22 protein-coding genes are annotated in these 25,834 nt (G+C 68.0%); 12 read left to right on the top strand and 10 right to left on the bottom strand.

Annotation, left to right across the window (positions count from 1 at the left end; genetic code table 11):
* The first annotated feature begins 5 nt into the window (after positions 1-5).
* Both OU994_RS21850 and OU994_RS21845 read left to right on the top strand, forming a co-directional pair.
* Entirely contained in the window at positions 6-1,187 is a 1,182-nt protein-coding gene (locus OU994_RS21850) for a cation:proton antiporter (protein ID WP_281607639.1), read from the top strand.
* Positions 1,188-1,190: 3 nt separating this feature from the next.
* Positions 1,191-2,312 carry a YbdK family carboxylate-amine ligase gene (locus OU994_RS21845; RefSeq protein ID WP_131145103.1) on the top strand — a complete coding sequence of 374 codons (1,122 nt, stop codon included), beginning with the start codon at positions 1,191-1,193 and terminating at the stop codon, positions 2,310-2,312.
* 162 nt (positions 2,313-2,474) lie between these two features.
* Here OU994_RS21845 and OU994_RS21840 read toward each other — a convergent pair whose 3' ends face one another.
* Entirely contained in the window at positions 2,475-3,422 is a 948-nt protein-coding gene (locus OU994_RS21840; protein ID WP_281607638.1) for a gamma-glutamyl-gamma-aminobutyrate hydrolase family protein, read from the bottom strand.
* A gap of 9 nt (positions 3,423-3,431) precedes the next feature.
* A complete protein-coding gene (locus OU994_RS21835) occupies positions 3,432-3,935 on the bottom strand; it encodes a MarR family winged helix-turn-helix transcriptional regulator (RefSeq protein WP_281607637.1) in 504 nt (167 codons plus the stop codon).
* A gap of 369 nt (positions 3,936-4,304) precedes the next feature.
* Here OU994_RS21835 and OU994_RS21830 point away from each other — a divergent pair, with 369 nt between their 5' ends.
* Entirely contained in the window at positions 4,305-4,625 is a 321-nt protein-coding gene (locus OU994_RS21830; protein WP_281607636.1) for a hypothetical protein, read from the top strand.
* Between the two features lie 21 nt (positions 4,626-4,646).
* Here OU994_RS21830 and OU994_RS21825 read toward each other — a convergent pair whose 3' ends face one another.
* A complete protein-coding gene (locus OU994_RS21825) occupies positions 4,647-6,212 on the bottom strand; it encodes a class I adenylate-forming enzyme family protein (RefSeq protein WP_281607635.1) in 1,566 nt (521 codons plus the stop codon).
* Between the two features lie 211 nt (positions 6,213-6,423).
* Here OU994_RS21825 and OU994_RS21820 point away from each other — a divergent pair, with 211 nt between their 5' ends.
* From OU994_RS21820 to OU994_RS21805, 4 genes are all read left to right on the top strand, one after another.
* Positions 6,424-10,557 carry a CheR family methyltransferase gene (locus OU994_RS21820; protein ID WP_281607634.1) on the top strand — a complete coding sequence of 1,378 codons (4,134 nt, stop codon included), beginning with the start codon at positions 6,424-6,426 and terminating at the stop codon, positions 10,555-10,557.
* Between the two features lie 73 nt (positions 10,558-10,630).
* The gene (locus OU994_RS21815) at positions 10,631-11,674 is read left to right on the top strand and encodes a chemotaxis protein CheB (RefSeq protein ID WP_281607633.1); all 1,044 of its coding nucleotides are present in this window, start codon (positions 10,631-10,633) and stop codon (positions 11,672-11,674) included.
* Positions 11,675-11,875: 201 nt separating this feature from the next.
* Entirely contained in the window at positions 11,876-12,850 is a 975-nt protein-coding gene (locus OU994_RS21810) for a manganese catalase family protein (protein ID WP_281607632.1), read from the top strand.
* 1 nt (position 12,851) lies between these two features.
* Positions 12,852-13,736 (top strand): ZIP family metal transporter, encoded by an 885-nt coding sequence (locus OU994_RS21805; protein WP_281607631.1) that lies wholly within the window; start codon positions 12,852-12,854, stop codon positions 13,734-13,736.
* 346 nt (positions 13,737-14,082) lie between these two features.
* Here OU994_RS21805 and OU994_RS21800 read toward each other — a convergent pair whose 3' ends face one another.
* The gene (locus tag OU994_RS21800) at positions 14,083-14,598 is read right to left on the bottom strand and encodes a ferritin-like domain-containing protein (protein ID WP_281607630.1); all 516 of its coding nucleotides are present in this window, start codon (positions 14,596-14,598) and stop codon (positions 14,083-14,085) included.
* A 204-nt stretch (positions 14,599-14,802) separates the two neighbouring features.
* Entirely contained in the window at positions 14,803-15,450 is a 648-nt protein-coding gene (locus tag OU994_RS21795; protein ID WP_281607629.1) for a phosphoribosyltransferase, read from the bottom strand.
* A 176-nt stretch (positions 15,451-15,626) separates the two neighbouring features.
* Here OU994_RS21795 and OU994_RS21790 point away from each other — a divergent pair, with 176 nt between their 5' ends.
* Positions 15,627-16,046, top strand: a complete 420-nt coding sequence (locus OU994_RS21790; protein WP_281607628.1) for a hypothetical protein — start codon at positions 15,627-15,629, stop codon at positions 16,044-16,046.
* Between the two features lie 51 nt (positions 16,047-16,097).
* Here OU994_RS21790 and OU994_RS21785 read toward each other — a convergent pair whose 3' ends face one another.
* Together OU994_RS21785 and OU994_RS21780 are read right to left on the bottom strand one after the other, a co-directional pair.
* On the bottom strand, positions 16,098-16,928 hold the full coding sequence (locus tag OU994_RS21785; RefSeq protein ID WP_281607627.1) for an ATP-binding protein: 831 nt from the start codon (positions 16,926-16,928) through the stop codon (positions 16,098-16,100).
* Positions 16,883-17,824 (bottom strand): PAS domain-containing protein, encoded by a 942-nt coding sequence (locus OU994_RS21780; RefSeq protein ID WP_281607626.1) that lies wholly within the window; start codon positions 17,822-17,824, stop codon positions 16,883-16,885. Before OU994_RS21780 ends, OU994_RS21785 begins: the two co-directional genes overlap by 46 nt.
* A 186-nt stretch (positions 17,825-18,010) precedes the next feature.
* Here OU994_RS21780 and OU994_RS21775 point away from each other — a divergent pair, with 186 nt between their 5' ends.
* Positions 18,011-18,931, top strand: a complete 921-nt coding sequence (locus OU994_RS21775) for a phytanoyl-CoA dioxygenase family protein (protein ID WP_281607625.1) — start codon at positions 18,011-18,013, stop codon at positions 18,929-18,931.
* Here the strand turns inward: OU994_RS21775 and OU994_RS21770 are convergent.
* Both OU994_RS21770 and OU994_RS21765 read right to left on the bottom strand, forming a co-directional pair.
* Complete coding sequence (locus OU994_RS21770) at positions 18,928-19,635, bottom strand: HAD-IA family hydrolase (protein WP_281607624.1); 708 nt, start codon at positions 19,633-19,635, stop codon at positions 18,928-18,930. The genes OU994_RS21775 and OU994_RS21770 overlap by 4 nt on opposite strands.
* 96 nt (positions 19,636-19,731) lie before the next feature.
* Entirely contained in the window at positions 19,732-20,070 is a 339-nt protein-coding gene (locus tag OU994_RS21765; RefSeq protein ID WP_229420776.1) for a flagellar basal body rod C-terminal domain-containing protein, read from the bottom strand.
* Between the two features lie 310 nt (positions 20,071-20,380).
* Between OU994_RS21765 and OU994_RS21760 the strand changes: the two genes are divergently transcribed.
* From OU994_RS21760 to OU994_RS21750, 3 genes are all read left to right on the top strand, one after another.
* Complete coding sequence (locus OU994_RS21760) at positions 20,381-21,571, top strand: dienelactone hydrolase family protein (protein ID WP_281607623.1); 1,191 nt, start codon at positions 20,381-20,383, stop codon at positions 21,569-21,571.
* A 205-nt stretch (positions 21,572-21,776) separates the two neighbouring features.
* Positions 21,777-22,487 (top strand): SOS response-associated peptidase, encoded by a 711-nt coding sequence (locus tag OU994_RS21755; RefSeq protein ID WP_281607622.1) that lies wholly within the window; start codon positions 21,777-21,779, stop codon positions 22,485-22,487.
* Entirely contained in the window at positions 22,484-25,018 is a 2,535-nt protein-coding gene (locus OU994_RS21750; RefSeq protein ID WP_281607621.1) for an excinuclease ABC subunit UvrA, read from the top strand. The genes OU994_RS21755 and OU994_RS21750 overlap by 4 nt, the downstream gene beginning before the upstream one ends.
* Here the strand turns inward: OU994_RS21750 and OU994_RS21745 are convergent.
* Complete coding sequence (locus tag OU994_RS21745) at positions 25,003-25,434, bottom strand: hypothetical protein (RefSeq protein WP_281607620.1); 432 nt, start codon at positions 25,432-25,434, stop codon at positions 25,003-25,005. The genes OU994_RS21750 and OU994_RS21745 overlap by 16 nt on opposite strands.
* Positions 25,435-25,834: the final 400 nt, after the last annotated feature.

Genomic DNA, 25,834 nt, shown 5'->3' with positions numbered 1-25,834 from the left:
ACCCTATGCCAGATTTCCTGGTAATCTCGGCCGATCTCGCGTGGCCGCTCGCTGTACTGCTCGCCTGGCTTGCCGGCGAATTCATTCACCGCTGGACCCGCCTTCCCCGCATCAGTGTGTATGGCCTGGTCGGCTTCCTGTGTGCCCAGGCATTCCCGGAGCAGTTCGCCACGGAATCGGGCAATCCCGTCATCGTCATGGCCAACGTCGCGTTCGGCCTCATCCTGTTCGAGCTGGGTTACCGGGTCAACCTGAACTGGCTGCGCGTCAACCCCTGGGTGGCGATCAGCGGCCTGGCCGAGACCTTCGCCACCTTCGCCGTGGTCTACCTGATCGCCAGCGCGTGGGGCGTGCCGTCGATGACGGCGCTGCTGCTCGCTTCGCTGGCGATGTCGACATCGCCGGCCGGCGTGCTGCGCGTCGTCAACGAGGCGCGCAGCTCCGGGCAGGTCACCGAGCGCGTGCTGCACCTGGTGGCGCTGAACTGCGTGCTGGCCGTGCTCACGTTCAAGGTCATCGTCGGCTTCTGGGTGTTCGAGACCTCCGGCAGCCTGACCCAGGCGATTTCGCTGAGCGCGATCGAACTGGTCTCCTCGGCGCTGCTGGGCGCGGTGTGCGGCATGCTGGTGCCGGCCGTGCTGCGCCACCTGGGCAACCTGGCGCGCGAAGGCACGCTGGCGTTCGCGCTGGTGGTCGTGATCCTCGTCGCGATCACGCATGCCACCGACCTGTCGCCCGTGCTGGCCACGCTGGCCTTCGGCCTGACGGCGCGCCACCGCCGCGTGGCGTTCACGCGCACGCAGCGCAATTTCGGCGCCATCGGCGAACTGCTGGCGATCCTGCTGTTCGTGTTCGCCGTGTCCACGCTGTCGTGGGATAACGTGGTCAATGGCGGCATGCTCGCCTTCGTGCTGCTGCTGGCCCGCTTCGCCGTGAAGACGGCCGGCGTGGCCGCGTTCTCGCAGCTGTCCGGCATCCCGTGGCGCAAGGGCCTGGCCACCGGCATGGCGCTGGCGCCGATGTCCGTGTTCGTGGTGCTGCTGCTCGAGCAAACGAAAAATTCGGGGGTCGTGCTGGTCGACGAGCTGGCGGCCGTGGCGGCGATGACCGTGTTCATGGAAGTGCTCGGTCCCATCATCACCCAGCGCGCCCTGATCTGGGCCCGCGAAACGTCGAAGGAGGTATAAGCGATGGCACTGGAACCGTTCAAGGAATCGACGCCGCTGACGATGGGCGTGGAACTGGAGCTGCAGCTGGTCAGTTTCTCGGATTACGATCTCACCGCGTCGAGCCCCGACCTGCTGCACCTGCTGGCGCAAAAGCCGTTCCCCGGCCATGTGACGCCGGAGATCACGGAAAGCATGATCGAGATTAACAGCGACGTGCACACCCGCCACAGCGAGCTGCTGGCTCAATTGCACGAGGTGCGCGATACGCTGGTGGATGCGGCCGAACGCCTGAACATCGGCATCTGCGGCGGCGGCACGCACCCGTTCCAGAAGTGGGTGGACCGCCGCATCTTCGAAAAGCCCCGCTTCAAGGAAGTGTCGTCGCTGTACGGCTACCTGGCCAAGCAGTTCACCGTGTTCGGCCAGCACGTGCACATCGGCACCGGCAACGGCGACAATGCGCTGTTCCTGCTGCATTCGCTGTCGCGCTACCTGCCGCACTTCATCGCGCTGTCGGCCTCGTCGCCGTTCGTGCAGGGCGGCGATACGCTGTTCAACTCGGCGCGGCTGAACTCCGTGTTCGCCTTCCCGATGAGCGGCCGCGCGCCGTTCACGCTGTCGTGGGACGATTTCGCCAACGGCTACTTCGCCAAGATGGAGCACACCGGCGTCATCAAGAGCATGAAGGACTTCTACTGGGACCTGCGGCCCAAGCCCGAATACGGCACCATCGAACTGCGCGTGTGCGACACGCCGCTGACGGTGGAGCGGGCCGCGGCGCTGGCCTCGTACCTGCAGGCGCTGTGCGCCTACCTGCTGGATCGCAAGGAAGAAGCGCCGGCCGAAGACGATTACCTGGTCTACAACTACAACCGCTTCCAGGCCTGCCGCTTCGGGCTCGACGGCACCATCGTGCACCCGAAGACCTACGAGAGCCTGTCGCTGCGCGAGGATATCCTTACCACCTTGCGGCGCATGGACCCGTATGCCGAGAAGCTGGGCGGCGGCGCCGCGCTGAACCACCTGATGCAGGTGACGCACATGGGCAGCGATGCGCAGTACCTGCGCGACCAGTTCGCCGCCAGCGGCAGCGTGGAAGGCATCGTGGACGCGGCCGTGCAGCGCTTCCGCGGCCGGCGCTGAAGTTGCCTCAAAATGGGGTACGTGCAAATGCCGTCAGGGTAAGCGTTAGCGATACGTTGAAAGCGCATGCATTCACCCCAACAGCGAAGGGCTGGGGTCAGACCCGCCGGGTCTGACCCCGGCATTTGCCGTAGGGTGAAACGCTGAGCCAGGCCCGCCGCATCAGAACCGCGTCTCCCGCGCCACGCGCAGGAAAGTATCGAGAATGCCGGTGCAATCCAGCAGCTCCTGCCCGCCGGCGCGGTGGAACTCGGGGTGCCACTGCAGGCCCATCACGAAGGGCGCCTTGCGGTAGCGGATCGCCTCGATCATCCCGTCCGGCACCGACACCGCTTCCACGTCCATGTCGCGCCCCAGCGTCTTGACGGCCTGGTGGTGGATCGAGTTCACCACGCCGCCCGCGGTTTCCCGGAACAGCTTGGCCAGCGAGGAGCCGGGCGGGAAGCTGATCTCGTGCCGGTGCCGGTCGTAGTCGTCGTGCACGTGGGGCATGGCGGTCGGCACGTCGGTGGCGATGTCCTGGTACAGCGTGCCGCCGAAGGCCACGTTGATCAGCTGGCAGCCGCGGCAGATGCCCAGCACGGGCTTGCCGGCCTCGACGAATTCATGCAGCAGTTCGAGCTCGTACATGTCGCGCGCGCGGTCGCCGCTCCATTCCGGGCGCGTCGGCGCTTCCGAATAGGTGTGCGGCGACACGTCGGCGCCGCCCTGCAGCACCAGGCCGTCGAGGTGCCGCGCATAGTCGCGCAGCCGGATATTGGAGGGGTGCAGCAGGCCGCTGGTGTTCACGGTGGGGATCATGAACACCAGCACGTCGCGCGACATCACCCAGTGCGCGATCGACTCTTCCAGGTATTGCAGGTTCTTGCTGCGCAGCCCCGTGGCGCCCGCCTCGGGGTGGAAGATGCGCGCCGAGATGCCGATGCGCAGCGGCCGCTGCATCACGCGCCGCGTCAGCGCCGCGGCCAGCCGCTGGTAGCGGGCTCGGATCACACGGCCCCACAGGGTGAACACCGAATCGCCGGGGTCCAGGTAACGTGGCGAATCTTCCTTGCGGCGGCTGAACTCCCGGTCTGCCCCGCGCCGATCCTGCCGGCGCTCGTCTTCCATACGGTTCCTTTACATCGTGAAGGGCAGCGGCTGCAGGCCGAACTCTTCGTCGAGGTCTTCGATCGATTCGAGCAGGCCCTGCAGGCCCGCGTTCAGGTTGGCCAGTCCGGCCATGTCCAGCTTGGCCAGCGCTTCCGGCAACAGGCCGCGCGCCGGCTTCGGGGCGGCGTCCAGCAAGGCCAGCCCCGGTTCGGACAGTGCCAGTTTTACCACACGCGCATCATCGGAGTCGCGCGTCTTGACGACGTAGCCCTTCCGTACCAGCCCTTCGAGCAGGTTGCTGGTGGTGGTTTGCGCGATCGCCAGCCGCGCCGTGACCTGGCCCACGCGCAGGCCCGGCGTCTCGGCCAGCTCCTGCATGATCCACAGCTGCGCGCCATTCACGCCGCACTGCTTTTCGACCCACAGCGAGTGGCGCTGCGCCGCGCGGATCACGATGCGCAGCTTCTGCAGCGCCTCCAGGTGCGGCGACGGCCCGGCTGGCTGGCGGTCGGCTTTCTCGGTACTCCTCATGGCTTGCGCTTCTCCCTTGCTGCATGGCATAAATATATTTTTAGGAATATAATTTCGGGTTCGTCCATCGGACTTCCGCCCCGCGGGCCGTATTCCAAACATGTGACAACTGGTAGGCGGCTGCGCATGACAGCGCGTCAGCGGCTGTACAGGGCGTTGGCAAGCAACGCGCGGGAGGCCCGAATGGTTTACTCGACCAGAAGCGTCGACCAGAAGCGTCGGCCAGACAGCGTCGACCGCACGGTGTCGACCGCACGCCGCCGCCCGGATCTCCGGCGGCATCGTGCTGGCCGGCCGATGTCCGCAAGCAGGCAGGGCGTGCCCGGCGCGCCGCCGTTACAACGTAGTCCGTTACAAAGTAAAGAGCCGATGAAGGAGATCAGTCCCGCACTGCGCAGCTTCGTGTTGACGCTGCCATCCGTCCCGTTCCTGGAAGCGCTGTTGCTGCTGCACGGCGCGCCCGGCCAGATCTGGACCGCCGAAGCCATCGCGCAACGGCTGTACCTGCCCTCGGTCGCCCGGGCCGACGCCATCGTGAGGGAACTGGCGGCGCGCGGCTTCTGTGCCTGCACGCCGGACGGGCAGCTGATCTACCAGCCCGCCGACGAGGCGCTGCACGCACTGATCGCCGAACTGTGCCGCGAGTACCAGCAGCGCCTGATCGAAATCACCAGGCTCGTGCACGGGTAGCCAGGCGCCGGTCCGCCACGATTACGTCAGGGTATCACCAGGAAAGCCCGGCGCGCATGCCATGTCGCGCAACGCCGCCTTCAGCACCTTGCCGTTGGTTCCCGCGGGCAAGGCGGCCAGCACCACGATGTGCGCCGGCAGCTTGTAGGGCGCCAGTAGCCCGGCCAGCCAGCCGTGCAGCGTGCCGGCCAACGCGCCATCGGCCGCGCCGCGTGCTTCCACGAACGCGATCACCTGTTCGTCGCCATCGGCGGCAGGGCGGCCCACCACCGCAGCCTGCGCCACGCACGGGTGTTCGTTCAGCAGCGTTTCCACTTCCAGCGGATAGACGTTGAAGCCCGAGCGCACGATGACCTCTTTCGTGCGGCCGACGATGAACAGCGCGCCATCGGCGCCGCGGCGGACCACGTCGCCCGTGTTCAGCCAGCCATCGGGCCGCAGCACGGCAGCCGTCTGCGCGGCGTCGCGGTAGTAGCCCAGCATGACGTTCGGTCCGCGCACCCACAGTTCGCCTTCGTCTTTCCCGTCATCGCCAATGCGCGTCTCCACGCCGGGGATCGGCTGCCCCACCGAGGTATCGGCGCGCGGCGCGTCCGGGCTGGTCTGGCTGATCGTCGGCGCGGTTTCCGTCATGCCGTAGCCGTTGTGCAGCGGCAGCCCGAACGCCGCTTCCACGCGCGCCTTCAGCGCCGGGGTGAGCGGCGAGCCGCCGGCGTAGAGGAAGCGCAGTGCCGGCGCCACCGGCGTGCCGGCCGCGTCGAGCAGGCGGGCATACAGCGCGGGCACACCCTGCAAGATGGTGATGCCGTCGTTGCGCAGCGCGCCGAGCAGGCTGTCCGGCGTGAAGCGGGGCAGCAGGTGCAGGCAGGCGCCCGCGTGCAACGTGCCCAGCAGTACCGAAGCCAGGCCGTAGACGTGCGACAGCGGCAGCACGCCGCAGGCGCGGTCGTCCGGCACCAGCCGGCGCAGCGTGGCCGACATCTCCGCCACGTACAGCAGGCTGCGGTGCGACAGCATCACGCCCTTCGGCCGGCCCGTGGTGCCGCTGGTGTAGAGGAGCGCGGCGCACTGCCGGCCGCCATCGGCATGCACGGGTTCCGGGCGCGCCGCGTGGTTCAGCGGCCCGGCCAGCCAGTGGCCGACGGGCGCCGGTGCCGCCACCCGCGCCGCGCCATGCCGCGCGCCATGCGCCGCCGCGCCGGGCGACACGCCATCCGTGTAGAAGGCCCGGCGCGCGCCGCAATGGTCGAGGACCTGGCCGACCTCGCGTGCCGCCAGCCGCGCGTTGAGGCAGACGACCCACGCATCGCACAGCCCCGCGGCGAACACCAGGCAGACCTGCGCCAGCGAGTTCTCGCCGACCACCGCCACGCGGTCGCCGGGGCGCACGCCGAGCGCGGCCAGCTGCGCGGCCGTGTCCCGCACCGCCTGCCACAGCTCGCCGTAGCCGATGTCGCGGCCGGCTTCGTGCAGCGCCGGAGCGTGGGGTTGCCGCAGCGCTTGCGCCGCCAGCATGCCGGCAAGCCGCTCCGGCCGGGCTGCGGGCAGCGTGGCTTGCAACGTGGAAGTGGGTGACGCGAAAGTCATTGTCCTGAACAGGCGGGCAGGGGCAGGTGGCCGGAGGGGCGGCAGTGTGCCGTCCGGGCCTGCCGGTGTCAACCATGATGCCCTTCGCAAACGAACCTTTTGGTGATCTTGTGGTCAAAAGCCTGTGAGCCCCCTGCATAGGACGGTTGTGCTTAACCTTCCAGCATGATTGGAGTAGACTTCAGTGCCTTCCATACAACGACAATTCTCCATGCCGCACACCCCCACGCCGCAGGGCAGTGACACCGATCCCGTCGTCAGCCGCAGCCACCTCCGCTTCCCGGTCGTCGGGCTGGGGGCGTCGGCCGGCGGCCTGCAGGCCCTGCTGCGCCTGTTCGAGAACGTGAAGCCAGGAAACGGCATGGCCTTTGTCGTGATCCTGCACCTGTCACCCAAGCACGAGAGCTCGGCGGACAACGTGCTGCAGCGGGCCACCTACATGCCCGTGATCCAGGTCACCGAGCGGGTGCGCATCGAGCCCGAACATGTCTACGTGATCGCCCCGAACCAGCAACTGTCGATGGATGACGGCCACCTCGGCGTGTCGGAACTGGCGCGAACGCCCGGCCACCACGTGGCGATCGATGTGTTCTTCCGCACGCTGGCGATGGCCCACCGGGAGCGCGCCTTTGCCGTCGTACTGTCCGGCACCGGTTCCGATGGCGCCGTGGGCATCGAGCGGATCAAGGAGGAGGGCGGTGTGACGCTGGCGCAGGAGCCCACCGATGCGGAACACGACGGCATGCCGAGCGCGGCGATCGGCACCGGCATGATCGACTTCGTGCTGCCGGCCGCCGAGCTGCCGGCCAAGCTGGTGGAGCTGTGGGAAAACGCCCGCCATATCCAGCTGCCGCCGCTCGGCGACGGCGACGAGCCGATCGGCACCGTGCCGGAAGAAGACAAGGTCGACGACGAAGCCGCGCTGCAGAACGTGATCGCCATGCTGTGCGCGCACACCGGCCACGATTTCCGCAACTACAAGCGCGCCACGGTGCTGCGCCGCATCGAACGGCGGCTGCAGGTGAAGGGCGTGGCCACGCTGCCCGAGTATGCCCAGCTGCTCGACAACGAGCCGGGCGAATTCAAGGCCCTGCTCAACGACATGCTGATCGGCGTGACCAATTTCTTCCGCGACCGCGAAGCCTTCGAGGCGCTCGAGCGCGAGGTCATCCCGGAACTGTTCCTCGGCAAGGTGCGCGGCGAGCAGGTGCGGGTGTGGGTGGCCGCCTGCGCCTCCGGCCAGGAAGCCTATTCGGTGGCGATGCTGCTGGCCGACCACGCGCTGCAAAAGGAGCGCCCGCCGGAAGTCCAGGTGTTCGCCTCGGACATCGACGAGCATGCGATCGCCACCGCCCGCGCCGGCGTCTACCCGGCGTCGATCGTGATGGACGTGCCGCCCTCGCGCATGCGCCAGTTCTTCACGAAGGAAGACGACCGCTACCGCATCCGCAAGACGCTGCGCGACCGCATCCTGTTTGCCTCGCACAACCTGCTGCGCGATCCGCCGTTTTCGAAGCTGGACATGATTTCCTGCCGCAACCTGCTGATCTACCTGAACCGCGACGTGCAGTTGCGCGTGATGCAGATGTTCCATTCCGCGCTGCGGCCGGATGGTTTCCTGTTCCTCGGCTCGTCCGAATCGGCCGACGCGGCGGCGGAATTTTTCGTGCCGTACGACAAGAAGAACCGCATTTACCGGGCCCGTCCGCTATCCCGCGCGGCGCGCTACGTGCCGGTGCTGTCGCACGCGCCGATCAGCCGCGTGCCCGAACTGGTGCATGCGGCGGGCGGCGTACGGCGCCAGTTCTCCTATGCCGACGTGCACCAGCGGGCACTGGCGAAGTTCGCATCGCCCAGCCTGGTAGTGGATCGCGAAACCAATATCGTCCACATGTCCGATACGGCAGGACGCTTCCTGCGCCATGTCGGCGGCGAGCCGTCGCGCAATGCGCTGGCGCTGGTTTTGCCGGAACTGCGGCTGGAATTGCGCACGGCGCTGTACCAGGCCCAGCAGAGCGGCCAGAGCGTCGAGGGCCAGCGCGTGCTGGTCCGGCGCGACGACCAGGACTATTACGTCAGCATCGCGGTGCGGCCGTTCAACGACGAGCTGGCCAGCATGGACTTCGCGCTGGTGGTGTTCGACGAGACGCGGCTGGCCAGTGCCGGCGACGCGGCCAAGCCGCAGGCGCCGCACAAGGACCTGGTGCTGGAACAGCTGGAAGCGGAACTGCAGCGCAGCAAGGAAAAGCTGCAGGAAACCATCGAGCACGCCGAAGTCTCCAACGAGGAACTGCGCGCGTCGAACGAGGAGCTGCAGGCGATCAACGAGGAATTGCGCTCGGCCACCGAAGAACTGGAAACCTCGAAGGAAGAGCTGCAGTCGGTCAACGAGGAACTCATCACCGTCAACTACGAGCTGAAGGTGAAGGTCGAGGAAACCGGCAAGGCCAACGACGACCTGAACAACCTGATCGCCTCGACCGACATCGCCACCGTCTTCGTCGACCGGGCCATGCGCATCAAGCGCTTCACGCCGCGCGCGGCGGACATCTTCTCGATCATCCCCACCGACATCGGCCGCTCGCTGCTCGACATCACCCACCGGCTCGACTACGACCAGCTGGCCGGCGACGTGCTGTCCACCTTTGAAACGCTGCGCCCGGTAGAGCGCGAAGTGCGCAGCAGCGACGGCCGCTACTACATCGTGCGCCTGCTGCCCTACCGCACCACCGAGGACAAGATCGAAGGCGCCGTGATGACGTTCTTCGACATCACCCGCCGCCGCGAGGCGGAGGAGCAGGTGCGCACCGGCGAGATGTGGATGCGGCTGGTGGCGGAAAGCACCGACGACTACGCCATCGTCACCACCGATGCCGAGGGCATCGTCACCAGCTGGAACAAGGGCGCCGAGCGCACCTTCGGCTGGAGCGAGCAAGAAGCGGTGGGCGCCAGCCTGGACATGATTTTCACGCCGGAAGACCTGGCCGGCGGCGCGCCCGATGACGAGCGGCGCCGCGCCACCGAGGAAGGCCGCGCCGAGGACGAGCGCTGGCATGTGCGCAAGGAAGGCACGCGCTTCTTTTGCGCCGGCGTCACCACGCCGCTGCACAACGCCCAGTTCCGCGGCTTTGCCAAGATCGCCCGCGACCAGACTTCGCGTGCCCAGCAGGAGCGGCGCCGCGAGGCCGCCCTGTGGTCCGAGCAGGCCAGCCGCACCCAGGCCGAGACCGACAGCGCGCTGAAGGACGAGTTCCTGGCCGTGATGTCGCACGAGCTGCGCCATCCGCTGAACCTCATCTACATCAACGTGGAACTGCTGGCGCGCCTGCCGGCCGTGCGGCAATCGCCGCCGGCGCTGCGGGCCGCCTCGATCATCCGCAATTCCGTGGCCAGCCAGGCCAAGATCATCGAAGACTTGATGGACATGTCGCGCGTCAACACCGGCAAGCTGGCGCTGGCCTGCCGCGAGATCGACCTGGCCCATACCGCCACGCGGCTGGTCGAGGTGATGCGCGCCGATCCGGTGGTGGAAGGCCTGACCCTGCGCGTGATGCTGCCCGAAGATCCGCTGGTGGTGTCGGCCGATCCGGTGCGCGTCGAGCAGGTCATGCTGAACCTGCTCAGCAACGCGGTGAAATTCACGCCGGCCGGCGGCACCGTCACGCTGCGGCTGGTGCGCGAGGATGGCATGGCGCGGCTGGACGTGACCGATACCGGCGCCGGCATCCAGGCCGACCACCTGCCGGACGTGTTCCGCATGTACCGCCAGGGCAGCGCGCAGGCGGTGCGCAGCAAGGCGGGACTGGGCATCGGCCTGGCGCTGGTGCGCCAGCTCGTCGAGCTGCATGGCGGGCAGGTGGCGGCCGCTTCGGACGGCCCCGGCAAGGGCAGCCGTTTCACCGTCTGGCTGCCGCTGGCCGGCCAGCACGCCGCCGACGATGGCGACAGTGCGCAGGGCCAGGCCAGCGCGCTGGCGGGCCGGCGCGTGCTGGTCCTCGACGATACCGAGGACACGGCGGAAACCTTCCAGGCGCTGCTCGAACTGGAGGGCGCCGAGGTATTCGTCACCACCAGCGCGCAGCGCGCACTGGAACTGTTGCGCGAGCAGCGCGTGGACGTGGTGATTTCCGACCTGTCGATGCCGGACATGGATGGCTTCCAGTTCATCCAGGCGGTGCGCGCCCAGCCGGCGCTGCAAGACCTGCCGGCCATCGCGCTGAGCGGCCTGGCCCGCGAGCAGGACATCCAGCGGGCCCGCGCGGCCGGCTTCTCCGATTTCATGACCAAGCCCGTCACGCTCGAACTGCTGAACGAGCGCCTGGTCCGGCTGTTGCCGCGCGGGTAGCCGGGGCCATCCCATGGCGGTCAATGTGGCCCAACGCACTGACCGCGCAGGAGTGCTGGGGCAACCTTGGCCAATGAACCTGCGCCCAATTTTTGCCGCGGACGACGCGGTCGTCGTCGGCGCCTCCACGGGAGGCGTTGCCGCATTACAGTCCTTCGTGGCCGGCCTGCCGCCGAACTTGCCGGCGGCCGTGCTGATCGTCATGCACATCGGAAACCACGACAGCATCCTGCCGTCGCTGATGGCGCGCAACTCGCGCCTGCCGGTACGCCACGCGCGCGACGGCGACGTGCTCGAGCCCGGCCGTATCCTGGTCGCGCCGCCGGACTTCCACCTGGTCGTCAGGCGCGATCCGGGCGACGGTGGCCAGCGGCGCGTGGTGCTGTCGCGTGGTGCCCGCGAGAACCACGCGCGGCCGGCCATCGACCCGCTGTTCCGCTCGGCCGCCGCGGCCTACGGACCGAGGGCGATCGGCGTGATCCTGACCGGCATGCTGGACGACGGCACCGCCGGCCTGCAGGCCATCAAGGCATGCGGCGGCAAGGCCATCGTGCAGGTGCCCGAGGAAGCCCAGGCGCCGGACATGCCGGAAAGCGCGATCCGCAACGTGGCGGTGGACCGCGTGCTGCCGGTGGCCGACATCGGCCCCGCGCTGGAGCGCATGCTCGATGACAACCTGGCCGCGGCGCGCGGCCAGCGGCGTGAAGTGCCCGACTGGGTCAACCTGGAAAACCGCTTGATGACGGAGACTGCCGACGTGGAAACCCTGTCACAGATTGGCGCGCCGTCGACATTCACCTGCCCGGAATGTCATGGTACGCTGTGGGAAATTCGCGGTACCACGCCCACGCGGTTCCGCTGCCATACAGGCCACGCGTTCACCGAACGCCACCTGTGCGCGGAGCAGGGCGAAGCCGTGGAGGCATCGCTGTGGTCGGCCGTGCGTGCGCTGTCCGAAAAGGAAAAGCTGCTGCGCCAGATGGCCGACAGCGCGATCAGCGCGGGCTACGCGGAAACGGCGGGCGATTACCTGGCACAAGCCGCCGCGGTGCAGCGCGACGGCGAAGTGCTGCGGCGGCTGCTGGTGTCCACCGAAGCGACTGAGCAGCCAGCATAGGGCGGCGAGCCCGGGGGCGGTGCCGTGCGCCGGCCCTGGGTGCGCTTGTGCGCGATGTTTCAAATTGCTCGGTAATTGTCCTACAAGGGCGGCCGTTGCGTTCCTATAGTTGCTGATTTTCTAAACGTTCATGATGTGCATGCCGGTGTCGCGCGGTCTCGGCCGTCAAGGCACTGCACCCATAACCGATAGGAGCGAGTAATGTTTGCACATAACAAGCGTTTGCAATACACCGTACGGGTCAGCGAACCGAATCCCGGTTTGGCGAACCTGATGCTCGAACAATTCGGCGGCCCGCAGGGCGAGCTGGCCGCGGCCATGCGCTACTTCACGCAAGCCGTCGCCGAGGACGATCCAGGCCGCAAGGACATGCTGTTCGACATCGCCACCGAAGAGCTCAGCCACCTCGAAGTGATCGGCAATATCGTCTGCATGCTGAACAAGGGCGCCAAGGGCCGCCTGTCGGAAGCGGTCGACGAGGAAGGCGAGATGTACCGCCGCATCACCGGTGCCGGCAACGACAGCCACATCACCCAGGTGCTGTATGGCGCGGGTGCTCCGCTGACCAACTCGGCCGGCGTGCCCTGGACGGCGGCGTATATCGACTCGATCAGCGAACCGACCGCCGACCTGCGCTCGAACATCGCCGCCGAGGCGCGCGCCAAGATCGTCTACGAGCGCCTGATCGCGCTGACGCCCGACCCGGGCGTGCGTGAAGCGCTGGGCTTCCTGATGACGCGCGAGATCGCCCACCAGAAGTCGTTCGAGAAGGCCCTGTACGCCATCCAGCCGAATTTCCCGCCGGGGAAAACGGCCGGCCGGCCGGAATTCGCCTCGGTCTACTACAACATGTCGCAAGGCGGCCCGGAACTCAACGGCCCATGGAACAGCGGCGAGAAGTGGCAGGTGGTGTCCGACCGCGACCAGCAGATGGGCGTGGACGGTGGCGGCGGCGAAGCCAGCGTCACGCTGGACTCCGACGATGCCGCGCTGCTGAACCAGATGGCGATGCGCACGATGTCCGACCCGAGCGCCGATCCGCTGACCGGCGCCGAGCTCGGCATGACGGCCGACCCGGGCTCGATCGACTCGGCTTCCGCCGCGGGCGGCAAGATCCCGTCGACGCCGGATGGTTCCGTGCCGCACGCGAAGCCTGACGGCCTGACGAGGCACTGACATGCCGCTGGCGCGCGTCTTCCCCGTCTGGCGCTATGCGCTCGGTGCCGCGATCTGCCTCGGCGGAGCGCTGGCGCTGCTGCATGAAATCGTCAGCGGCGTGCAGGCGTTCGACGCCAGCGTGCACGGTGCACTCATGGGCGGCGCCACCGCCGCCCTGGCGACGGCACTGGGTACCTTGCCCGTGCTGCTGTCGCAGAATTTCTCGCAACGCACCTACGATGGCTTCCTGGGCTTCGGCGCCGGCGTGATGCTGGCCGCCACCGCGTTCTCGCTGGTGATCCCGGCGATCGCGGCAGCCAAGGGGCAGGGTGCGGGCGCCTTCGAAGCCAGCGCGATCGCGGGCGGCGGCATCCTGCTGGGCATGGGCCTGGTGCTGCTGCTCGATAGCCTGGTGCGCGAACAAACCATCCTCGAAGGGGTGGATGCGGCGCGCAGCGATTCGCTCAAGCGCGCCTGGCTGTTCGTGGCCGCGGTGGCGATCCACAATTTGCCGGAAGGGCTCGCCATCGGCGTGGCCTATGCCGGGGCCGACGTGGCGAAGGCGCACAGCCTCGCCACCGGCATCTCGATCCAGGATGTCCCGGAAGGCCTGGTGGTGGCGCTGGCGCTGCGCACGGTCGGCTACGGCCGGCTGTTCTCCTGCGCGCTGGGCATCGCTTCCGGGCTCATCGAACCGGTGGCCGCCGTGGGCGGTGCCGTGCTGATCGAATATGCGCAATGGATGTTGCCGTGGGGCCTGGCGCTGGCCGCGGGCGCGATGCTGTTCGTGATCAGCCACGACGTGATTCCCGAGGCGCACCGGCATGGCCATGCGAAGAGTGCCTCGTGTTCGGTGGTGGCCGGGTTCATCCTGATGATGGTGCTGGATACGGCGCTGGCCTAGGCGCATCGCCGCGCCGAAAACTATACGCATCAGCGCGTACTGCCGTTGAGTCAATTCCACCCCAAGTGCAAATGCCGGGGTCAGGGAGGAGTACTGGCATGCAGGCCAGTACCGCTACGCCGGCAAGGAGCGATGCTCCTTGAAACCCCGGCTACGCCCCGCCGGGGTGAAGCAGGGGTTTCGCGAAGCATGCTTCGCGCCTGCGGAACAGTGCTGGCCTGCAGGCCAGCACTCCCTCCTGACCCCGGCCCTTCGCCGTTGGGGTGAATGCATGCGCTGTCAATGTGCCGGATGAAGCCTGCCTGCACTACCGTCCAGCACAGCGAACTCATTCTGAGCGCGCCGATCACACCTTGGCTTCCATCCCCGGCATCGCCGAACGGGTGAGGAACGCGTTGGTCGTGCCCGGCAGGTGGTCGAGCACCCACTTGGCCATCGCCACTTCCTGCGCCAGGATCTGCTGGCACACGTCGCGCGTTTCGATGTCGCCGGCCTGCTCGGCGGCGGCGATCAGCACCGTGTAGCTGGCGATTTCCATGTTCTCGAAGACATAGCTCTGCAGGGAGTTCTTCACCACTTCATCGTCGACCGCCATGCCCATCGCGGCCTGGCCGAATGCCATCATCTTCATCGACAGGTCCTTCAGCGCCGACGGGCTGCCGCCCAGCCGCGCAATGCATTGTTCCAGTTGCGCCTTCTGCCATTCGGTTTCTTCCAGGTGCTGCAGCACGCGCGCCTTCAGCGTGCCATAGTGCACCAGCCTGTCGGCCTGCGCCTTCAACATCGTTTCGGCCTGCTGTTCCATCGCATGCGCATCGCGCAGCCAGTCGAGCAGGTGCTCGCGGGGTTCCTTGGTTGCCATGTCGTTCTCCCGGTGGTGGGTTGATCGGTGGTTGGGTTGATCGGTGGTTTGAAGCGGCGCACGTGCGCCGGCCAGCGCATGATGGCGGCAGGCGAGCCCGATCGGTATAGGAACGGAACGCCGGCGCGTGTAGGAAAAGACAGAAGGTCAGACCACGACGGCAGGCCAGGGCGGTTGTTCAGTGCGGCAGGCCGGGGCGGTAGTTCAGGCCACTCGGTCGAGCAGCCGGATCACTTCGGCTTCCTCGATCTGGGGGAACACCTCGTAGTGCCGGCTCACCGACACGAAATTGAAGGGCGTGGCCAGCACGGTGACGTCGTCGCACAGCGGCGCGATCAATGCCACCGCTTCGGCGGACGCCACCGGCACGCAGGCGTGCAGCCGGCGCGGCCCGCGCTCGCGCAGCACGCGCAGCGCGGCCGCCATGGTCGACCCGGTGGCCAGGCCATCGTCGATGACGAGCACGACGCGGTCGCGCACGTCCGCCGACGGACCATAGGCGGCGCGGCGGCGCTGCATCAGCGCCACCTGGTCGCGCACCTGGGCGTCGACCCAGTCCATGCCGGTACGGGTGCGGTGGAAATAGGGGGCCAGTTCCACGGTGCCATGTTCGTCCACGGCACCGACAGCCAGCTCGGAATCGAACGCCGAGGCGATCTTGCGCACCATGACCACGTCGAGTTCGCCTTCGATGCGGTCCGCGACGATGCGGCCCATCGGCACGGCGCCACGGGGAATGGCCAGGACCAGCGGCTTGCAGCCGCGCCAGCGCAGCACGCGCTCGGCCAGCAGCTGGGCGGCCTGGGCGCGATCGCGGAAGGGCAGTCTTACCGGGTCATCCGTATCGTCCATGGCGCGGCCTCGCGGAGGTCAGGGCTGGTTGCGGCGTGCATTGCAGCATAGCGCTATCCGGCGCGGGCGCGCGCCACGCAGGCGCTTCGGCCTGATCCCACGCCGCTACGAGTCAAATACCTACAACGCGTCGACCGGCCCGTGCCAGAATCTGCCTTCATGAGGGGGAGGAAAGCATGACGACTGCATCACTGATCACACCGTTCAAGCCGGGCGACCGGGTGCTGGTGGCCAGCGCCGACCATGCGATGGCAGAGGCCCTGGCGCGCACCTTCGGCACCGCCGGGTTCTCCGTGCGCATCGCCTTCGATGGCGTGGCCGCGCTCGACAAGGCGCGCGCCTTCTTTCCCACCGCGGCGGTGCTGGGCCTGGACTTGCGCTACCTGGACGGCTTCCAGCTGGCGCGGGCATTGCGCACGATCCCCGGCTGCGCGCGGATGCGCGTGCTGGCGATGCTGCCCCCGTCGATCGCATTGCTGGACCGGCACCACTGTTTCGATTACGTACTGCGCACCCCGCGCATGGCGCATGGCGGGCGGCCCATGTGGGTGGTCGATACCGACAGCCTCGGCATCCGGCCCACGCTGTTCACGTGACCCGGGCCGGGGCGAGACCCGGGCGATCCTGACGCAGCGCCGGGCGCCGGATCACACGCTGGCGGGATGCGGCCGCGTGCCATGGCCGGCCAGCGCATCGGCGATCCGGCTCAGCAATTCGCTTTCCTTGTAGGGTTTCGGCAGCACCGGGAAGGCCGGGCTGCGCGCATCCGGCAACTGTTCCATGTAGCCGGTGGCCAGCAGGATCGGCAGGCCGGGCCGGCGCCGGCGCACTTCCTCGGCCAGCTGCAGCCCCGTCATCCCGCCGGGCATGATCACGTCGGAAAACAGCAGGCCGAAGTCGTCGTGCTCGCCGTGTTCGTTCCCATCCTGTCCGGCCAGCAGCCGGAGCGCCTCTTCGCCGCTGGCGGCGGTCACCACCGCATAGCCGTGCGCTTCCAGCATGGTCCGGCCCAGCTCGCGCACGTCGTCGTTGTCTTCCACCAGCAGGATCCTGGCCTTGCCGCCGGCATTGCCGGTATGGCGGTCCGGGGCGGCGGCGGGGGCCACCTGGGGCTGGTCGGCCACGGGGAAGATCATGCGCACCGTGGTGCCCACGCCGGGCTTGCTCTCGATATCCAGGCGGCCGTGCGACTGCTGCACGAAGCCGTGCACCATTGCCAGGCCGAGCCCGGTGCCCGGCCCCTTGGTGGTGAAGAAGGGTTCGGTGGCGCGGCGCAGCACGTCCGGCGTCATGCCGGTGCCCTGGTCGACCACGCAGATCACCACGTACTGGCCCGGGGCCAGGTGGTGCACGGCCAGCCGCCGGGCGTCGGCCAGCACCGATGTACCCACCGTCACGCTGCCACCGCCGCGCATCGCATCGCGCGCGTTGATCAGCACATTGAGCAGCGCCATCTCCAGGTGAGTGGGGTCGAGCACGCATGGGGCAGGCCGGGGCGCAGGTCCAGCTGGAGCTGCACTTCCTGGCCCAGCGTGCGCACCAGCATCTCGGAAAACTCCAGCACCAGCGCATTCAGGTTGATGCGGCGCGGCTCGAGCCGCTGCTTGCGGGCGAAGGTCAGCAGCTGCTGCGTCAGCGCGCCGCCCTTCATCGCGGCGCGCTGCGCGCGGCCGATCGCCTGCAGCGCCTGCGGCTTGGCGTCGATCATGCGCTGCGCCAGTTCGAGATTGCCGTTGACGACCTGCAGCAGATTGTTGAAGTCGTGCGCCAGGCCGGCCGTCAGCTGGCCGATCGCTTCCATCTTCTGCGCCTGCAGGTAGGACTGTTCATGGATGCGCCGCTGCGTGATATCCATCTGCGACGCGAAGAAGTACAGCAGCTTGCCGGCCTTGTCGAAGATCGGGCCGATGAACAGGGCGTTCCAGAACGGCGTGCCATCGGCCTTGTAGTTCAGGATGTCGACGGCCACGGCGCGCTGCTCGGCCAGCGCCTCGCGCACCTCGGCCACCGTGCGGGGATCCGTGTCGGGACCCTGCAGCAGGCGGCAATTGCGGCCCAGTACCTGGCTTTCCTGGTACTGGGTCAGGTCGAGGAAGGCGCCGTTGACGAACACGATGGGATCATCCGGCTGGTTGGGATCGGTGATCAGCATCGGCATCCGCGTCATCTCGACAGCGGCGAAGAAGATGTTGCCGCGGTTGTCCAGGTCCGCGTTTTCCAGGTAGGTGGCCTGCCAGTGCCGCACGCCCGGGTTGCCGAGCGTCGATACCGCATTGCCTTCCAGTTCGCCGCAAGCGAGTTTCCCGATGACCTGTCCATCGGCCTGCTGTTCGGTCGGTACGCTGGCGTCATCCTTTTGCCGTCCGATCGTCATGGTTGCTCCTCCCCGAGCCGTGGTTGCCGGCGCTGTTGTCGGCGTTGTTGCCAAATTGATCCAGTGTGCGGCCCATGCTAAGGGGCGCGCGGCCCGTTTGCTGTTCGTGCGCGCACATAGCGCGCACCGCCAGCCGTGCCGCGCCCGCCAGCGCTTTTGCCTACAATGTCGGCAACGGAGGACACGATGAACGAAACCCGCAACGACATCGGCAACGCGGCCGGAAACAAGGCTGCCGGCCCGGCTGGCAATGGCACGGGCGAGCATGGCGGCTACGAGGTGGCCACGATCATGGGCGCGCTGTACGGCGACGGCTTCACGGCGCTGAAGGGAGCGTTTTCACGCGAGTGGGTGCAGCGCCTGCGCGAAGACATCGACATGCTGTTCGCCGAGGCGCAGCGGCAGCCCGGCGGCGCGCTGCCGCGCGGGCCGAACCGCTTCTACGTCGAGATCCACCCCGAGCGCCTGCGCGGCTTTGTCGACATCGTCACGCATCCGTGGGTGGTGGCGGTCTGCGAGGCGATCCTGGGGCCGGACTACAAGGTGGTGGAGGCCGGCTTCGACGTGCCCGGGCCGGGCGCGCTGCACCAGCCGTGGCACCGCGATTTCCCCACGCCCGAGGCAACGCTGGTGGGGCGCCGGCTGAATTCGCTGGCCTTCAACATCACCACGGTCGATGTGACCGAAGACATGGGCCCGTTCGAGATCGCCCCCGGCACGCAGTGGGACGACCTGGCCGGCGGCCACCCGATGTTCCCGGCGCAGGATCTGTGGCCCCGCTACCAGGCGCGCGCCCAGCGCAAGCTGGCGCAGATGGGCGACATCTCGGCCCGTTCGGCGCTGACGATACACCGCGGTACCGCCAACCATTCCGACAAGTCGCGCCCCGTGTTCGTGCTCGGCGTGGATGCGCCGGACGGTACCAACGCCGACAAGCACGACCTGCAAGTCACGCGCGGCTACTGGGACAGCCTGCCGGAAGAAGTGCGGCGCCACCTGTCGTGCCGCGTCGTCGACCGGCTCGAGCCGATCGTGCAGGAACATGCGATCGAGGGCTTGCTGAAGGGTGTCGACGAGCCGTCGATGGGCGGCTCGATGGGCGGCTAGACGGGTGCCTGAAGGGAAGCGCCGGCGCGCAGTTGCGCCACCAGCTCGGGCAGTTGCGCCATCGACGCGAACACGTGCGCGGCACCCGCTTCGCGCAGCCGCTGTGCCTGGTCCGGCGGGCTGTGCTCGCCGCCGCCGAAGCCCAGCACGGTCGCGCCGGCGGCCACCGCCGCGTGCACGCCGGTCACGCTATCCTCGATGACGATGCAGCGCGCGGGCGATACGCCCATGCCGCCTGCCGCGGCCAGGTACACGGCCGGGTCCGGCTTCGGGCGCCCGGCGATATCGGCCGTATAAATTCCCCCCGTGAACAGCTCCGCCAGGCCGGTGCGCGCCAACAAGCCCTGCACGCGCACGTGGCGGCTGTTGCTGGCCACCGCCTTCGCCAGCGGGATCGCCGCATAGGCTTCGCGCACGCCGGGGATCGGCTGCGCCTTGCGGTCGCATTCGCCTTCCACCGTCGAGCGCATCACGGCCAGGTCCGGCACGGTGGGTTCCGGCAGGCGCAGTTCGGCGCACACGCCGAGCACCAGCGCTTCCAGCTTCAGGCCGAGGCGGGGGCGGATCAGCGCCGCCAGCGCGGCGCGGTCGGCATGCAGCGGTGCCAGGTAGTCGACCAGCGCCTGCAGGGCCACGGCTTCGCTGTCGATCAGCACGCCGTCGCAATCGGAAATCAGGTGGGTGAAAGATTCGGTAGACGTCATGCCCGGTTCGCGTCGAAAGAGATCGGGCGATCATGCCACAACGGCACGAATTGAACAGGCGTAACGGACTCTCCCGGACGGGAGGGACAGGGAAGTTCAGGCGCGGATGTCGATCAGCGTGCCGAGGCGTTCGTCGGCTGCCTGGATCAGCTTGGCGGACAGCTCGAAGCCGGCCTTGTAGACCAGCGAATTGACGATCGACGCGGCCGGGTCCGTGCCGGACGGCGCGCCGCCGACGTTTTCGACGGCCGACAGGTCGCGCGCCGCGATCGACAGCGTGACGCCGGTACCGGCCGGGCGCGCCTCGTTGAAGGTGGCTCCCTGCGGGACGAAGTGGTCGGTGTTCATGTTGGCGGTGTTATGCGCCGCCACACCCAGTGCCTTGCCATTGGCTTGCAGTCCCGTCAAGCCGATGCCCAGTGCCGAAATAGTCACGCGGTATTCCCTCTGAAGAACTGCCAGTCTACTGAAATCGTTCCCGATCCGCCCGCACAATGCGGCGCGGCGGCCTGCCGGTGTCGTAAAAGCGGAACGGCTGTGAACAGCGCGGCAACGAGTTGGCGAATCGGCCATGGCGGTCCATCGCAACGGCGCTGGCCGACGTCCGTGGGCGTTCTGGAAAGCAACACTTGAAGCCTGCTGGATGCTTAAAAATTGCTGAGATTAATCTTTTTGGATTGCAATACATGACGATTGACACCAGAATCGAGTTATTGCCTAACGCCAATTTTCCCGAGAGTTCGCCGTGTCTGCCCTGTCCCGCCTTCGCCAGTTTGCCGCTGTCCTGTCGACCGCCATGCTGTCCTGTGCCGCCATTGCGCCCGCCGCCGGCGCGCAGGCGCTGCCGCTCGATGCCCGGCTGAACGAGCAGATCGTGATGGTGCCCGCCGGCCCGCGGATGAACGTCAAGCTCGAGACCACGCTGTACAAGCCATCCGGCCCCGGTCCGTTTCCCCTGCTGATCATCAACCATGGCAAGTCGCCGGGCGACCCGCGCGCCCAGCCGCGCGACCGCTTCGTCTACATGGCCACCCAGTTCGTGCGCCGCGGCTATGCGGTGATGGTGCCGATGCGCACCGGCTTCGCGCACTCCGGCGGCACCTATTCGGACTTCGGCTGCAACATGAAGGCGAACGGCTACCAGCAGGCCGGCGATATCGCCGATGTCGTCGCCTATGCGCGCGAGCAGGGCTATGTCGACCCGGACCGCATCGTGATCGCCGGCCAGTCGTACGGCGGGCTGGCCAGCATCGCGCTGTCCACGCAGAACTTGCCGGGCGTGCGCGGCATCATGAACTTCGCCGGCGGCCTGAAGGTACACGGCGGCAGCTGCGACTGGCAGCAGTCGCTGGTGGGCGCCTTCGCCGAATTCGGCCGCAAGAACCGCATCGAAACGCTGTGGATGTATGGCGCCAACGACAGTTACTTCAACCCGGCGCTGGTGAATCGGATGTACGACGCGTTTTCGGCCAACGGCGGCAAGGTGCAGCTGGTATCGTACGGCCCGTTCAAGCACGATGCGCACACGATGCTGGGCAGCCGCGACGGCCAGCAGGTGTGGCTGCCGGAAGTGGAGCGCTTCCTGCGCCAGGTGGGCATGCCGACCGACCAGGTGTACGCGGTGGCCGAACCGGCGCCGCAGCCGCGCACCAACTTCGCCGCGCTCGACGACGTGGCCGCCGTGCCGTTCCTCCCCGAGAACGGCCGCCGCCAGTACAAGGCCTTCCTCACCAAGCAGACGCCGCGCGCCTTCGCCGTGTCGCCATCCGGCGCCTGGGGCTGGGCCGAGGAAGGCGAAATGCCCAACGAACGCGCCCTGGCCGCCTGCCAGGCCGCCAGCCGCGAACCGTGCAAGCTGTACTCGGTGGACGACTATGTGGTGTGGGGCGATGTCACCGAGCAGCCGAAGGATACGATGACGGGCCAGACCGACTGATACAGCGGCTGAACGGCTGAGGGTCTGAACCAGCGGCTGAGTCCGTGTCAGGGTGCCTGGGAGGAGTGCTGCCTTGCAAGGCAGCACCGCATCGCAGGCAAGGAGCGGTGCTCCTCGAAACCCCTGCGATGCCCCCCTGACACGAACCGAGCCATTGCGGGCAGCCGTGCGCGAAGGGCACGGATCATGCTGCTACCATGGCAACATGTGTGGACGTTTCGATCAAAACGATATCGCGCGGCGCTACGTGGCCGCCTTTGGCTGGGCCGACGCGGTCTATGACAGCGCGGCCCGGCCGACCTTCAATGCGGCGCCCGGCACCTATCGCCCGGTGCTGCACCTGGTCGACGGCAAGCTGCATGTCGACGATCTCCACTGGGGCTACCGGGCCTCGTGGGCGGCGGACAAGCTGCCCGTCAGCGTCAACGCGCGCCTCGAGAAACTCACCAACAACTACTGGAGCCGGCTGCTGAAGAACGGCCGCGCGGTGGTGCCCGCGAGTGGCTGGTATGAGTGGACCGGCGCGAAGGGCAAGCGCCAGCCCTGGCACATCCACCGCAAGGACCGCGAACCGCTGTTCATGCTGGCGCTGGCCGACTTCCGCCCGCTTCGCGACGACAACCCGGAAAACAAGGCCGAATCCGGCTTCGTGCTGGTGACGGCCGATGCCGAAGGCGGCATGGTCGACGTGCACGATCGCCGCCCGGTGGTGCTGAACGCGGCGGACGCGGCCACCTGGCTCGATCCGGAACTGCCGCGCGAGCAGGCCGAAATGCTGGCGCGGCAGATGGCGCTGGGGCCGGAAGCATTCGAGTGGCACCGGGTCAGCACCGAGGTCAATTACGCGGGGCGCGACGGCGAACACCTGGTGGTGCCGCTGCCGGACGACGACGAAACCGACGAGGACAAGGCATGAGCGGCAAGGCCCGGCCGGGGTATGTCACGGTGCGCGGCGCGCGCGAACACAATCTCAAGAACGTGGACCTGGACGTCCCGCGCGACGCCCTCGTCGTGTTCACCGGCGTCTCCGGGTCCGGCAAATCGTCGCTGGCCTTCGGCACCCTGTATGCCGAGGCGCAGCGCCGCTACCTGGAATCGGTATCGCCGTATGCGCGCCGGCTGTTCCACCAGATGCCGGTGCCGCAGGTGGACGAGATCGACGGCCTGCCGCCCGCGGTGGCCCTGCAGCAGCAGCGCGGCACGCCGACCACCCGCTCGTCGGTCGGCAGCGTGACCACGCTGTCCAATTCGCTGCGCATGCTGTACTCGCGCGCCGGCGACTATCCGCCCGGCCAGGAATTGCTGTACGCCGAATCGTTCTCGCCCAATACCCCGGAAGGCGCCTGCCCGCAATGCCATGGCCTGGGCCGCGTGTACGAAGCCACCGAAGCGTCGATGGTGCCGGACGATACGCTGACGATCCGCGAGCGCGCCGTGGCCGCCTGGCCCACCGCCTGGCATGGCCAGAACCTGCGCGACATCCTCGTCACGCTGGGCTACGACGTCGACACGCCGTGGCGCGAGCTGCCGAAGAAAACCCGCGACTGGATCCTCTTCACCGACGAGCAGCCCACCGTGCCCGTGTATGCCGGCCTGACGCCGGAAGAGACGAAGCGCGCACTGAAGCGCAAGGAAACGCCGAGCTACCAGGGCACGTTTACCGGCGCGCGCAAGTACGTACTGCAAACCTTCGCCACCACGGAAAGCGCGTCGATGAAGAAGCGCGTGGCGCGCTACATGGTCAGTACCGAGTGCCCCGCATGCCGCGGGCGGCGGCTGCGGCCGGAGGCGCTGTCCGTCACGTTCGCCGGCCACGACATCATGGAACTGGCGCGGCTGCCGCTGCAGCGGCTGGCCCGCACCATGGCGCCCTATGCCGCGGGCACCGCGAAGGTCAGCGCGAAGCAGCGCGCCGAGCATCCGGAAAAACTGATCGTCACGCAGCGCATCGCCCAGGACGTGATGGCGCGCCTGGACGTGCTGCTGGACCTGGGCCTGGGCTACCTCGCGCTGGACCGCGGCACGCCCACGCTGTCGCCCGGCGAGCTGCAGCGGCTGCGGCTGGCCACGCAGGTGCGCTCGAACCTGTTCGGCGTGGTCTACGTGCTGGACGAGCCGTCCGCCGGCCTGCACCCGGCCGATACGGTGGCGCTGCTGCGCGCGCTCGACCGGCTGAAGGCGGGCGGCAATTCGCTGTTCGTCGTCGAGCATGCGCTGGACGTGATCCGGCATGCCGACTGGCTGGTCGACGTCGGCCCCGCGGCGGGCGAGGGCGGCGGGGAAGTACTGTACAGCGGCGCGCCGGCGGGATTGAAGGCCGTGACAGCATCGCAGACCCGGCGCTACCTGTTCCCGGAGGAAGCGCCGCCCGCCCGCGCGCCGCGTCCGCCCCAGGGCTGGCTGAAACTGGCCGGGGTCACGCGCAACAACCTGCACCGGCTGTCGTGCGAATTCCCGCTCGGCGTGCTGACGACCGTGACGGGGGTGTCCGGCTCCGGCAAGTCGAGCCTCGTCAGCCAGGTGCTGGTCGAACTGGTGGCGCGCGCGCTGGGCCACGAGCCGGAGGCCGCGCCGGAGGAGGGCGACGAGCTGGAACAGCAGGCCCCGGAAACGCTGGAAGGGCACATCACCGCCGGCCTGGAAGGCATACGCCGGCTGGTGCGGGTCGACCAGAAGCCGATCGGGCGCACGCCCCGCTCGAACCTGGCCACCTACACCGGCCTGTTCGATCACGTGCGCAAGCTGTTCGCCGCGACGAAGACGGCGAAATCGCGCCGCTACGATGCCGGCCGCTTCTCGTTCAACGTGGCCAAGGGGCGCTGCGCCAATTGCGAGGGCGAGGGCTTCGTGATGGTCGAGCTGCTGTTCCTGCCCAGCGTGTACGCGCCTTGCCCGGTCTGTGGCGGCGCGCGCTACAACGCGAAAACGCTGGAAGTGACGTACCGCGAGCGCAACGTGGCCGAGGTGCTGGCGATGACGGTCGACACGGCGTGGGAATTCTTTGCCGATGAACCGCCGCTGCGCCGTGCGCTGGAAGTGCTGCGCGATGTCGGCCTCGGCTACCTGCGGCTGGGCCAGCCCGCCACCGAACTGTCCGGCGGCGAGGCGCAGCGCATCAAGCTGGCCACCGAGCTGCAGCGCGCGGCGCGCGGCAGCATGCTGTACATCCTCGACGAACCGACGACAGGCCTGCACCCGGCGGACGTGGAACGGCTTGTGGCTCAGCTGCAGAAACTGGTCGAAGCGGGCAATACCGTCATCGCCGTGGAACACGACATGCGCGTGGTGGCGGCCAGCGACTGGGTGATCGACATCGGCCCCGGGGCCGGCGAGGAAGGGGGGCGCATCGTCGCCGCGGGCCCGCCGTCAGCCGTGGCGACGATCGCCGACAGCCGCACGGCACCCTACCTGAAACGTTTCCTGGCGGGGCGTCACAGCCAGCCGTGAACCGTGGCGTAGGCGGCCACGGCCAGTGCCGCGCTGCTCCACACCATGGGCTGCACGGCGCTGCGCAGGCTGTGCGCCACCACCGCGCTGGGCCGATGGAGCCACAGCAGCGCCACCACCGCCAGCAGGTTCTGCGCCGCCACGACCAAATTCAGCAGCACGGCCGCCGCCAGGCACCAGGCCACCGTGTCGGCGCGGCGATGACCGTCGCCCAGCGCCAGTTCGCCGCCGGCCAGCGCCAGCACGGCGCCATGGGCCACGCCCAGCACGAGGCCATACAGGCTGACGTTCACGAAACGCGGCAGGAAGTAATGGGCGCGGCATTGCGGCACCAGTGCCAGCGCATGCAGCGCGATCGCCAGGACCACGCCAAAGCGCAGCGCTCCCGCGAGCTGGGTAAGCAGCGTGACATTCATCGTGGTACTCCCGTTACCCCGGAGTGTGCCGGCTGGCTGCGCTGGCGGACTGTGCCGGCGGACTGACCTTGCTGCTCCTGCTTGCTGACCATGCTCGTTGCTTTGTGCTCGTTGCTTTGTGCTCGTTGCTTTGTGCTTGTTGCTGTGCTTGCTGCTGTGTTTGTTGCTGTGTTTGCTGCTGTGCTTGTTGCTGTACTTCTTGTCTATGCTCGTCGCCCCGCTCGTTGCCCGTGCTTTTATTCCGCTCCGCTCGCTGGTTCAGCCGACGCTTCCCGCTCGCTCGTCGCCGTACGGCAGCGCGGCACGCGCTTCTCGAACATAGCGGCGTTCGGAGAGGATCGGCGCACGATAGCGGGCCATTGCGTTACCAGGGTGAGCACGTTTGATCGAGATCATGCCG

This window comes from Pseudoduganella sp. SL102, assembly GCF_027856995.1.
In the GTDB taxonomy this organism is placed as follows: Bacteria; Pseudomonadota; Gammaproteobacteria; order Burkholderiales; family Burkholderiaceae_D; genus Rugamonas; species Rugamonas albidiflava.
The sequence above is the reverse complement of the archived record's forward strand: the minus strand, read 5'-3'. Positions and strand labels throughout refer to the sequence as shown.